This window comes from Kluyvera ascorbata ATCC 33433 (assembly GCF_000735365.1).
GTDB lineage: Bacteria > Pseudomonadota > Gammaproteobacteria > Enterobacterales > Enterobacteriaceae > Kluyvera > Kluyvera ascorbata.
On sequence record NZ_JMPL01000136.1, the window covers coordinates 1 to 10,645 of the forward strand.

General features: G+C 52.5%; 11 protein-coding genes and 1 pseudogene. 11 read left to right on the forward strand and 1 reads right to left on the reverse strand.

The genetic code is table 11. The features are described from left to right. The 4 genes and pseudogenes from GKAS_RS20630 to spy form a co-directional block, all read left to right on the forward strand. On the forward strand, positions 1 to 934 hold a 934-nt coding region (locus GKAS_RS20630), incomplete at its 5' end, for an aldehyde dehydrogenase family protein (protein ID WP_035897011.1). Further along, a pseudogene (astB, locus tag GKAS_RS20635) lies at positions 931 to 2,257 on the forward strand (N-succinylarginine dihydrolase). The gene GKAS_RS20630 and the pseudogene astB, both read left to right, overlap by 4 nt. 9 nt (positions 2,258 to 2,266) lie before the next feature. Beyond that, positions 2,267 to 3,244, forward strand: coding sequence for a succinylglutamate desuccinylase (astE, locus tag GKAS_RS20640; protein WP_035897013.1), 978 nt, complete (start codon positions 2,267 to 2,269; stop codon positions 3,242 to 3,244). Between the two features lie 318 nt (positions 3,245 to 3,562). Next, positions 3,563 to 4,069 (forward strand): ATP-independent periplasmic protein-refolding chaperone Spy, encoded by a 507-nt coding sequence (gene spy / locus GKAS_RS20645; protein ID WP_167540428.1) that lies wholly within the window; start codon positions 3,563 to 3,565, stop codon positions 4,067 to 4,069. Between the two features lie 98 nt (positions 4,070 to 4,167). On the opposite strand, the gene nadE is transcribed toward spy, so the two are convergent. Further along, positions 4,168 to 4,995, reverse strand: a complete 828-nt coding sequence (gene nadE, locus GKAS_RS20650) for an ammonia-dependent NAD(+) synthetase (RefSeq protein WP_035897017.1) — start codon at positions 4,993 to 4,995, stop codon at positions 4,168 to 4,170. Positions 4,996 to 5,222: 227 nt separating this feature from the next. Here nadE and osmE point away from each other — a divergent pair, with 227 nt between their 5' ends. From osmE to GKAS_RS20685, 7 genes are all read left to right on the forward strand, one after another. After that, positions 5,223 to 5,561 (forward strand): osmotically-inducible lipoprotein OsmE, encoded by a 339-nt coding sequence (gene osmE, locus GKAS_RS20655; protein WP_035897019.1) that lies wholly within the window; start codon positions 5,223 to 5,225, stop codon positions 5,559 to 5,561. A 287-nt stretch (positions 5,562 to 5,848) separates the two neighbouring features. Further along, positions 5,849 to 6,169 (forward strand): PTS sugar transporter subunit IIB, encoded by a 321-nt coding sequence (locus GKAS_RS20660; protein ID WP_035897020.1) that lies wholly within the window; start codon positions 5,849 to 5,851, stop codon positions 6,167 to 6,169. Positions 6,170 to 6,253: 84 nt separating this feature from the next. After that, positions 6,254 to 7,612 carry a PTS N,N'-diacetylchitobiose transporter subunit IIC gene (gene chbC, locus GKAS_RS20665; RefSeq protein ID WP_035897021.1) on the forward strand — a complete coding sequence of 453 codons (1,359 nt, stop codon included), beginning with the start codon at positions 6,254 to 6,256 and terminating at the stop codon, positions 7,610 to 7,612. A gap of 54 nt (positions 7,613 to 7,666) precedes the next feature. Beyond that, a complete protein-coding gene (gene chbA / locus GKAS_RS20670) occupies positions 7,667 to 8,014 on the forward strand; it encodes a PTS N,N'-diacetylchitobiose transporter subunit IIA (RefSeq protein WP_035897022.1) in 348 nt (115 codons plus the stop codon). 25 nt (positions 8,015 to 8,039) lie between these two features. Next, a complete protein-coding gene (gene chbR / locus GKAS_RS20675) occupies positions 8,040 to 8,864 on the forward strand; it encodes a transcriptional regulator ChbR (RefSeq protein WP_115074726.1) in 825 nt (274 codons plus the stop codon). 105 nt (positions 8,865 to 8,969) lie between these two features. Then, a complete protein-coding gene (locus GKAS_RS20680) occupies positions 8,970 to 10,316 on the forward strand; it encodes a 6-phospho-beta-glucosidase (RefSeq protein ID WP_035897024.1) in 1,347 nt (448 codons plus the stop codon). 11 nt (positions 10,317 to 10,327) lie between these two features. Then, positions 10,328 to 10,645, forward strand: a 318-nt coding sequence (locus tag GKAS_RS20685) for a ChbG/HpnK family deacetylase (protein ID WP_035897025.1), incomplete at its 3' end; no start/stop codon positions are given.

Here is a 10,645-nt window from a genome sequence, read left to right on the forward strand (position 1 = left end):
ACTGTGGGAGCAAGCCGGTCTACCTGCGGGAGTGCTGAACCTTATACAGGGCGGCCGTGAAACCGGCGAAGCGCTGAGCGGGCAATCGGGTCTGGACGGCGTGCTTTTTACCGGCAGTTCGGCGACCGGTTTCCATCTGCATCGCCAGCTTGCCGGGCAGCCGCAAAAAATGCTCGCGCTGGAGATGGGCGGCAACAATCCGCTGATTGTCGACGATATTGATGATATCGATGCGGCGGTGCATCTCACCATCCAGTCAGCGTTTGTCACCGCCGGGCAGCGCTGCACCTGCGCCCGTCGGCTGCTGGTGAAACGCGGCGCTACGGGGGATGCTTTCCTGCAACGTCTAGTCGATGTGGCTGGGCGAATTGTACCGGGGGCATGGAATGCGGAACCGCAGCCGTTTATTGGCGGGCTCATTTCGCCATTGGCCGCCGAGCGCGTCTATCAGGCCTGGCAGCACCAGGTGGAAAAAGGCGGAAAAACGCTGCTGGCGCCGCGTTTAATCAAACCGGGTACCTCGTTGCTGACGCCAGGGATTATTGAACTGAGCGAAGCGCGTGATATTGCCGATGAAGAGGTATTTGGGCCGCTGCTGGGCGTATGGCGCTATGATGATTTTGATGAGGCAATTGTTCTTGCCAACGACACCCGCTATGGCCTTTCCTGCGGTCTGGTCTCGCCGGAACGTGAGAAATTTGAGCGCCTTCTGCTGGAGGCGCGCGCCGGGATAGTCAACTGGAATAAACCGTTGACCGGTGCTGCGAGTACCGCGCCGTTTGGCGGTACCGGCGCTTCCGGTAACCATCGCCCCGGCGCGTGGTATGCCGCAGATTATTGCACCTGGCCGATGGCGAGCCTTGAGTCAGCGACGCTGACCCTGCCAACGGCACTCAACCCTGGACTCGATTTTCACCACGAGGTGAAATCATGAACGCCCGGGAAGTGAACTTTGATGGACTGCCGGGGTTGACCCACCATTACGCCGGGCTGTCGTTCGGCAATGAAGCTTCGGCGAAACACCAGTATCAGGTTTCTAACCCGCAGCGGGCGGCGAAGCAGGGGCTATTAAAGATGAAGGCGCTGGCGGACGCGGGATTCGCGCAGGGCGTGATCCCGCCCCAGGAGCGTCCAAACGTGGCGCTTCTGCGCCAGCTCGGTTTTAGCGGACGTGATGAGCAGGTTATTGCCAAAGCCGCGGCCCAGGCCTCTGAATTGCTGAGCGCCGCCAGTTCGGCTTCGGCGATGTGGGTTGCCAATGCCGCGACGGTTTGCCCCTCAGCCGATGCGCTGGACGGGAAAGTGCATTTCACGGTGGCTAACCTTAGCAGCTTGCTGCATCGCGCCAGTGAAGCATCAACGACACAGGCCATTCTCGAGGGCATTTTTGCTAACCGGGATCACTTTGCTGTACACCAGGCGCTGCCGTCCGTTGCCGCTTTCGGTGATGAAGGCGCCGCGAACCATAACCGTCTGGGGCGTGATTATGGCCAGCCGGGCATACAGCTCTTTATCTATGGCCGGGATGCTACCGGTGCTACACAGCCGCAGCGCTATCCCGCCCGGCAAACGCGCGCGGCAAGCGAAGCGGTGGCACGGCTTAATCAGCTCAATCCAAATCAGGCGATTTTTGCTCAGCAAAACCCCCATGTGATTGACCGGGGCGTGTTCCATAATGATGTGATCGCGGTCAGTAACCGGCAGGTGCTGTTTTGCCACGCGGAGGCGTTTGTAAACCAGCCCGCGCTGATGGCCCAACTGGCGCAAAAAAATACCGGGGTTTATACCGATTGAAGTTCCCGCTTCTCGTGTCTCGGTGGATGATGCGGTTTCGACCTATCTGTTTAACAGTCAGCTATTGAGCAAACCTGACGGCAGCATGATGCTGGTGTTGCCGGGGGAGGCGCAGGAACATCCGCGGGTCTGGCGCTACCTGAACCAATTACTGGCAGACGATAACCCCATTGACGAACTGCAGGTATTCGACCTGCGTGAAAGTATGGCCAACGGCGGCGGGCCAGCCTGTTTGCGCCTGCGAGTCGTACTGACAGATGACGAGCGCCGGGCGGTGAATCCTGCGGTGATGATGAATGACACGCTGTTTACCACGCTGAATGATTGGGTGGATTGCTATTATCGCGATCGCCTGACCCAGGCTGACCTGGCTGACCCTCAGCTGTTACAGGAAGGGCGCGAGGCGCTTGACCGCTTAACGCAAATATTGCGACTGGGTTCGCTTTATCCATTCCAGCGCTAAGAAGGTGATATGAAACATTTTCTGGCCCTTACGCTCGCGGGAAGAATGCCGGCAGAGCCGGAAGGCGATACCGACTACTTTCACTGGGAATGGCGTGAAGCGGGCGTGCTGCAGCTCACGCCGCATGAACCCTGCTCTCAGGCGCTGGTCCTGTCGGCGGGAATACACGGTAATGAAACCGCGCCGGTCGAGATAGTCGATTATCTGCTGCATGCGCTGATAAAAGGTGAACTCAAGCTGCGCTGGCATCTGCTGGTGGTGCTGGGGAATCCGCCTGCGTTGCGTGATAACAAGCGCTATTTGCATAGCGATATGAACCGCATGTTCGGTGCCCGCTGGCGGCATTTTCCCGTCAGCGACGAAACGGTCCGTGCTGCAAGCCTTGAACAGGCAGTAACGGCGTTCTATCAGCGTTGTCCGGCGGAGGTGCGCTGGCATCTGGATTTGCACACCGCCATTCGTGGCTCTCATCATCAGCGGTTTGGCGTTTTACCTGCGAGGGAGACGCCATGGGACCTGCCGTTTCTTCGCTGGCTGGGCTCGGCAGGCATGCAGACGCTGGTTTTTCATCAGTCGCCCGGCGGTACCTTTACCCACTTTAGCTGCGAGTACTTTGGCGCATTAGCCTGTACGCTGGAACTCGGGAAGGCAAAACCGTTTGGGCAAAATGACCTGAGCCAGTTCGCGCTGGTGACGCGTCAGCTCAGGCATCTGTTGGCGGGAGAATGGGGCGGAGGGTCATCAGCCGTACCGCTGTACTACCGCGTAGTGCAGCAGATAACCCGACGTAGCGCTGATTTCCGCCTCTATATGTCGGCGCAGACGTTGAACTTCACCCCTTTTGCCAAAGGCACGCTGCTGGCTGAAGATGGGGATACCCGGTATGTAGTAGCTTCGCCGTGCGAGTATGTCCTGTTCCCGAATCCAGAGGTAGCATTGGGGTTACGAGCAGGATTAATGCTGGAGCGTTGTCCACCGCAGGATTAATTAAACGAGCCGCGCGAGCCTTCGTCGCGGCTTTTTAACTTTAGTACCACACTTTATTGCAGATAATTCTTAGTATTTTGCTTTATTATTAATCTTGCCTGCTTTATAATTCTTCAAAATCTCTTCTTAATCAGTGTGTTGAATATTTTTGTAGCAACTCTCCATAGTTTTTCCTTAATTCCCTCATAATTGGCACGAAATCGTTTTTTACACTTTCATTGTTTTACGCACGCTCTGATTAATTGACGATAAACCCCGTAAAGTTAATCTCGTCAACACGGCGATGCGCCGTCAGAATAACTGAAAAGTAAGGATTCGATGATGAAAAAATTAACTGCTCTGTTTGTTGCCTCTACCCTGGCTCTGGGCGCGGCGAACCTGGCTCACGCTGCGGACACCACCTCTACGACCACCACCGATGCGGCACAGCCGAACGGTACGATGATGCATCATCACAAAGGTAAAATGGGCCCGCGTCATGACATGATGTTCCAGGGTCTGAACCTGACCGATGCTCAGAAACAGCAGATTCGCGACATCATGAAAGATAGCCGCCAGAACATGAAACGTCCGCCGCAGGAAGAGATGCGCGAGATGCATAACCTGATTGCGAGCGATAGCTTCGACAAAGCGAAAGCAGAAGCGCAAATCAGCAAAATGGAAGCCCAGCATAAAGACATGATGTTGTCTCGTCTGGAAACCCAGAACAAGATCTACAACATCTTAACGCCGGATCAGAAAAAGCAATTTAATGCCAATTTTGAGAAGCGTCTGACAGAACACAAAGCGCATGAAGGTAAAATGCCTCCTGCGCCAGCTGAATAATACTTTCAGCGTACTGTCTTAAGACCGCCGAAGTTGCCCATAAACGCCATCAGGCAATGGGCAGCTCCGGCGGTTTTTTATTGCGATAAATCAATAGACTACTTCTTCCAGAAATCGTCGAACACCGTGATCGGCGTGTGGCGTTTGTGCTCGGTCTTCAGATACCAGCCTTCGATGGTTTTGGCGATATCCGCAGGCAGCGTTTTACCTTCCAGATAATCATCAATGTTGTCATAGGTGACACCCAGCGCGGCTTCATCCGGCAGAGAAGGGCGATCATCTTCAAGGTCAGCGGTTGGCGCTTTCTTATAAAGGTGTTCCGGGCAGCCAAGCTCGGCCAGCAATTGTTTACCCTGGCGTTTGTTGAGGCGGAAAATCGGGTTGATGTCGGTGCCGCCGTCGCCGTACTTGGTGAAGAAGCCGGTAATGGCTTCGGCCGCATGGTCTGTACCGACCACCACACCGCTGGTCATCCCGGCGATGCTGTACTGCGCTTTCATACGCTCACGGGCTTTTTCATTGCCGCGAACAAAGTCACTGAGTTCAATACCGGCCTCGCGCAGCGCCTGCTCGCTGGCCAGCACCGCACCTTTAATGTTTACGGTCAGTACGCGATCCGGCTGAATAAAGGTAATCGCATCCTGGCAGTCTTGCTCATCGGCCTGAACGCCGTAAGGCAGGCGTACGGCAATAAACTGCAGCGCGCTGTCGCCAGTTTCGTCACGCAGCTCATTAATCGCCTGCTGGCACAGTTTCCCGGTAAGGGTCGAGTCCTGGCCGCCGCTAATCCCCAGTACTAATGATTTGATAAACGGATAGGTTTTCAGATAAGCCTTAAGAAAATCCACGCTGCGGCGGATCTCTTCTTTTGCATCAATCTGTGGTTTTGCGCCGAGCGCCTGAATAATGTCTTGTTGTAATGCCATTTACCCCTCCGGAATGTGTGTGCCGCCCTGAAAATCGCGTGTCGTTGGCCCATCAGAACAAAGTGTTAAAACTACCTCTTTGACGGTAAAACGACAAGGATCACAGTTTTGACTGCTGGATATTAGCCCGATTTACCGTGGATTACGGTAATCAATTCGCTGACTAAGTTGATAAATAGCAATATTTATTCCAGGCTTAATGAACACCAACAAAAAGGAGAGGGAAGATGAACAAGAATGTAGCAGGGCTTCTGGGTGCAGCAGCGGTATTGACCATGCTGGCAGGCTGTACCGCCTACGACCGTACGAAAGATCAATTCACTCAACCGGTAGTAAAAGATGTCAAAAAAGGGATGAGTCGCTCCCAGGTGATGCAGATTGCGGGCAAACCCTCTTCTGAGGTGAGCATGATTCATGCCCGTGGGACCTGCCAGACCTACATTCTGGGTCAAAGAGATGGTAAAACTGAAACCTACTTTGTGGCGCTGGATGACACCGGCCACGTTATCAACTCTGGTTACCAGACCTGCTCCGAGTACGACACGGACCCTGCAACCAAGAAGTGATCCTCGTGCATTTATAGGATTCGTACGAAAGCCCGACCTACGTGTCGGGCTTTTTTATGAGGCATCATGCTTATTTCTTGTCGCGAATTATTTTGAGCAAAGTGTGAAGGTAGTCAAAATGGGAGGTCAATGAGAGACAATTTTTGGGTGATGAGAATTATCCGTACACAAATTGTTGCCGTATACTCATCCCATAAACAGAAGAAACTCATCTGTTACATACGAAGGTAGTGGGCACATGGAACATCGCCCGATGATGACAGATTTCACAAGTTGAGGAAGCGTGAATGGAAAAGAAACATATCTATCTATTTTGTTCTGCAGGCATGTCCACTTCATTACTGGTCTCCAAAATGCGAGCTCAGGCTGAGAAATACGAAGTGCCGGTTATTATTGAAGCATTCTCCGAAGCCTTCGCTGCGGAAAAAGGTCCAGAGGCTGATGTCGTATTACTTGGCCCACAAATCGGCTATATGCTGAATGATATTAAAAAGATTCTGCCGAACAAGCCGGTTGAAGTTATTGATTCAACCCTCTACGGCAAGGTCGATGGTTTAGGTGTGTTAAAAGCAGCTGTTGCTGCAATTAAGAAGTCAGCTGCGCAGTAATTTTTGATTTATTTTCCCCGTCAAAGAGTTATTTCATAATTAATCGCCGCAATATTGATTGCGGCCTTTTAAGGGTATTTTTCTATGAGTAAAGTGATCGATTCGCTTGAAAAGGTACTCCTTCCTTTTGCTGTTAAAATAGGAAAGCAGCCTCACATCAATGCCATTAAAAACGGTTTTATTAAATTAATGCCACTGACCCTCGCGGGGGCCATGTTCGTCTTAATTAATAACGTTTTCCTGAGTTTTGGTGAGGGGTCATTCTTTTATTCAATGGGGGTCCGCCTGGATCCATCAACCATTGCGACCTTAGACAGCTTTAAAGCCATCGGCGGTAACGTTTATAACGGTACCTTAGGCATTATGTCGCTGATGGCGCCTTTCTTTATTGGCTCTGCGTTAGCAGAAGAACGCAAAGTTGACCCAATGGCAGCAGGCCTGCTGGCGGTAGCGGCCTTTATGACCGTCACCCCATACAGCGTCGGCGATGCTTATGCCGTCGGTGCAAACTGGCTGGGCGGTCAAAATATTATCTCCGGTATGATTATCGGTCTGGTTGTGGCGGAACTGTTCACCTTCGTTATCCGTCGTAACTGGGTCATTACGCTGCCTTCGAGCGTACCTTCATCGGTTGCGCGCTCCTTCTCGGCGTTAATCCCGGGCTTCCTGATTCTGTCTATCTTCGGGATCCTCTCCTGGATTCTGTCCTCGTACGGCAGCAACTTCCACCAGATCATCATGGACTCCATCTCCAAACCGCTGGCAGCAATGGGTGGTGTGGTAGGTTGGGCTTACGTGGTGTTCAACAGCCTGCTGTGGTTCTTCGGTGTTCACGGTTCCCTGGCGCTGACCGCGCTGGATAACGGCATCATGACCCCGTGGGCGCTGGAAAACATCGCGCTGTACAACCAGTACGGTTCCGTTGACGCGGCGATTGCCGCTGGCCAGCAGTTCCACTTCTGGGCGAAGCCGATGCTCGACTCCTACATCCTGCTGGGTGGTTCCGGTGCGACTCTGGGTCTGATTATCGCCATCTTCATTGCCTCCCGTCGCGCTGACCATCGTCAGGTAGCGAAACTGGCTCTGCCATCCGGTATCTTCCAGATTAACGAACCGATTCTGTTTGGTCTGCCGATCATCATGAACCCGGTCATGTTCATCCCGTTCGTCCTGGTACAGCCGATTCTGGCAGCGATCACCCTGGCGGCCTACTCCATGGGCATCATTCCTCCGGTGACTAACCTGGCACCGTGGACCATGCCAACCGGCCTGGGGGCGTTCTTCAACAGTAACGGTAGCGTTGCCGCCCTGATTGTCGCGCTGTTCAACCTCGGTGTCTCGACGCTGGTTTACCTGCCATTCGTGATGATTTCGAACAAAGCGCAGGCCACCATTGAAGAAGAAGAAAGCGAAGAAGACATCGCTGCCTCTCTGAAATTCTAATGCCAATGCGGTATGGAGCGAGTCTCCATACCGCCCTCACAAAAGGGAAAAGTTATGTTTGATCTGGATAATGTTGTTGCTGAGGACGTGCAGGAAAACGATCTCGAAGAAGTGGTGATGGGCCTGATTATCAACTCAGGGCAAGCACGCAGCCTGGCATACGCCGCGCTGAAACTGGCTAAGCAGGGTGATTTCGAAACCGCAAAAGCCACGATGGAACAGTCCCGCATTGCGCTGAGCGAAGCCCACCGCGTGCAGACTCAGCTGATTGAGAGCGATGAAGGCGAAGGTAAAATGAAGGTGAGTCTGGTGCTGGTCCATGCGCAAGATCATCTTATGACCTCAATGCTGGCGCGCGAGCTGGTTGCTGAATTGATCGAACTCCACGAGAAGGTACAATAGGCTTTTCCCTATGAGGCAACCAAAGATGATCACCATGGAAATCAACACCGCCCGAGAACAACAGCTCTTTAACGGTAAAAATTTTCATGTCTTCATCTACAATAAAACGGAAAGTATCAGTGGGTTACACCAGCACGACTACTACGAGTTCACTATCGTACTAACCGGCCGCTATTATCAGGAGATAAACGGTAAGCGGGTCATGCTGGAGCGAGGCGATTTTGTCTTCATCCCGATGGGGTCGCATCACCAGAGCTTCTACGAGTTCGGTGCTACGCGAATTCTCAACGTGGGGATCAGCAAAGATTTCTTCGATACCCATTACCAGGCTCTGGTACCGTTTGCGCTGGTTGCTTCGCAAGTCTATTCGATCAAAAGCACGTTTCTTAGCTACATTGAGTCGGTTATTGCATCACTTCATTTTCGCGAAACGGAATTCGACGAATTTATTGAACTGGTTTCCTTCTATGTGATTAATCGTCTACGACATCACCGGGAAGAGCAGGCGCAGGATGTGACGCCACAGTGGTTAAAAACCACCGTAGAAGCCATGCACGATAAATTAAAATTTGGTGAAGGTGCGTTGGAAAATATGGTCGAGTTATCCGGGAAAACCCAGGAATATTTAACCCGAGCCACCCAGCGCTATTATGGCAAAACGCCGATGCAGATTATCAATGATATCCGCATTAACTTTGCCAAGAAACAACTGGAAATAACCAACTACTCGGTAACCGATATTGCGTATGAGTCAGGTTACAGCAGCCCAAGTCTGTTTATTAAAACATTCAAGAAGCTGACCTCATTCACACCAAGCAATTATCGTAAGAAACTGACGGTTATTAAATAACGCACTACGATATTATTTCGTAGTTCTGAAACAAAGCATTTAGCTCACCGTATATTATGCGGCGGGTAAGCCACGTTTAGCTTGTGGATCTCGAGGGAGAAAAGTATGAGCCAGAAATTGAAAGTCGTTACTATTGGTGGTGGTAGCAGCTATACACCTGAATTACTGGAAGGTTTTCTTAAACGTTATCATGAGCTGCCGGTAACGGAGCTGTGGCTGGTTGACGTCGAAGGCGGCCAGGAGAAGCTGGATATTATCCACGCGCTGTGCGAGCGCATGGTGGAAAAAGCGGGCGTACCGATGAAGGTCTATAAGACGCTGAACCGCCGCGAAGCGCTCGAAGGTGCCCATTTTGTTACCACTCAGCTGCGTGTTGGCCAGCTGAAAGCCCGTGAAAAAGACGAACGTATTCCGCTGAGCCACGGTTATCTGGGCCAGGAAACCAACGGCGCGGGTGGCCTGTTTAAAGGCTTGCGCACCATTCCGGTGATTTTCGACATCATTAAAGATGTTCAGGAAGTCTGCCCGGATGCGTGGGTTATCAACTTTACCAACCCGGCTGGGATGGTGACAGAAGCGGTTTACCGTCACACCAATTTCAAGCGCTTTATCGGCGTGTGCAACATTCCAATCGGAATGAAAATGTTCTTCACCGACGTGCTGCGCCTGACCGAGAAAGACGACCTCTCTATCGACCTGTTCGGCCTGAACCACATGGTGTTCGTGCGCGATGTGCTGGTGAACGGCGAGTCCCGCTTTGCGGAACTGCTGGACGGCGTGGCCTCCGGTACGCTGTCGGCGAATACCGTGAAAAACATCTTCGATATGCCGTTCAGCGAAGGGCTCCTGCGCTCCCTGAACCTGCTGCCGTGCTCTTATCTGCTGTACTACTTCAAGCAAAAAGAGATGCTGGCGATTGAAATGGGCGAATACTACAAAGGCGGCGCGCGTGCTCAGGTAGTACAGAAAGTGGAGAAGCAACTCTTCGAACTGTACAAAAATCCGGACTTGAACGTGAAGCCAAAAGAGCTGGAACTGCGCGGTGGGGCGTACTACTCCGATGCGGCGTGCGAAGTTATCAACGCTATCTACAACGATAAGCAGACTGAACACTACGTCAACATTCCGCACCACGGCCATATTGATAATATCCCGGCGGACTGGTCTATCGAAGTGACCTCTATTCTGGGCCGTGATGGTGCAAAACCGCACCCGCGCGTGACCCATTTTGATGAGAAAGTGCTGGGTCTTATCCACACCATCAAAGGTTTCGAAGTGGCGGCAAGCCAGGCTGCGCTTAGCGGTGAGTTTAACGATGTGCTGCTGGCGCTGAACTTAAGCCCGCTCATCCACTCTGATAAAGATGCAGAGGTGCTGGCTCGCGAGATGATTCTGGCGCATGAAGAATGGCTGCCGAACTTCGCTGCCACCGTGGAGAAACTGAAACAGTGACAGGAGGCATGATGGAACGTTTGTTAATCGTTAATGCCGACGATTATGGTCTGAGCAAAGGTCAGAACTACGGCATTATCGATGCCTGTAAACATGGTCTGGTCACCTCAACAACCGCACTGGTCAACGGTGCGGCTATCGACCACGCGGCTCGTATGAGCCGCCGTACGCCGGAACTTGCCGTGGGGATGCACTTTGTTCTGACGCTGGGCGAGCCGCTGTCGCCGATGCCTGGACTGACCCGCGAGGGGAAGCTGGGCAAGTGGATCTGGCAGATGGCGGAAGAGGACTCGTTGCCGATGGATGAAATTGCCCATGAGCTGGAGTGT

What these genes read in the sequence shown, in the direction of transcription:
- astE (WP_035897013.1), top strand. Translation starts at nt 2,267, where the DNA reads ATGAAACATTTTCTGGCCCTTACGCTCGCGGGAAGAATGCCGGCAGAG.
- spy (WP_167540428.1), top strand. Translation starts at nt 3,563, where the DNA reads ATGATGAAAAAATTAACTGCTCTGTTTGTTGCCTCTACCCTGGCTCTG.
- nadE (WP_035897017.1), bottom strand. Translation starts at nt 4,995, where the DNA reads ATGGCATTACAACAAGACATTATTCAGGCGCTCGGCGCAAAACCACAG.
- osmE (WP_035897019.1), top strand. Translation starts at nt 5,223, where the DNA reads ATGAACAAGAATGTAGCAGGGCTTCTGGGTGCAGCAGCGGTATTGACC.
- GKAS_RS20660 (WP_035897020.1), top strand. Translation starts at nt 5,849, where the DNA reads ATGGAAAAGAAACATATCTATCTATTTTGTTCTGCAGGCATGTCCACT.
- chbC (WP_035897021.1), top strand. Translation starts at nt 6,254, where the DNA reads ATGAGTAAAGTGATCGATTCGCTTGAAAAGGTACTCCTTCCTTTTGCT.
- chbA (WP_035897022.1), top strand. Translation starts at nt 7,667, where the DNA reads ATGTTTGATCTGGATAATGTTGTTGCTGAGGACGTGCAGGAAAACGAT.
- chbR (WP_115074726.1), top strand. Translation starts at nt 8,040, where the DNA reads ATGATCACCATGGAAATCAACACCGCCCGAGAACAACAGCTCTTTAAC.
- GKAS_RS20680 (WP_035897024.1), top strand. Translation starts at nt 8,970, where the DNA reads ATGAGCCAGAAATTGAAAGTCGTTACTATTGGTGGTGGTAGCAGCTAT.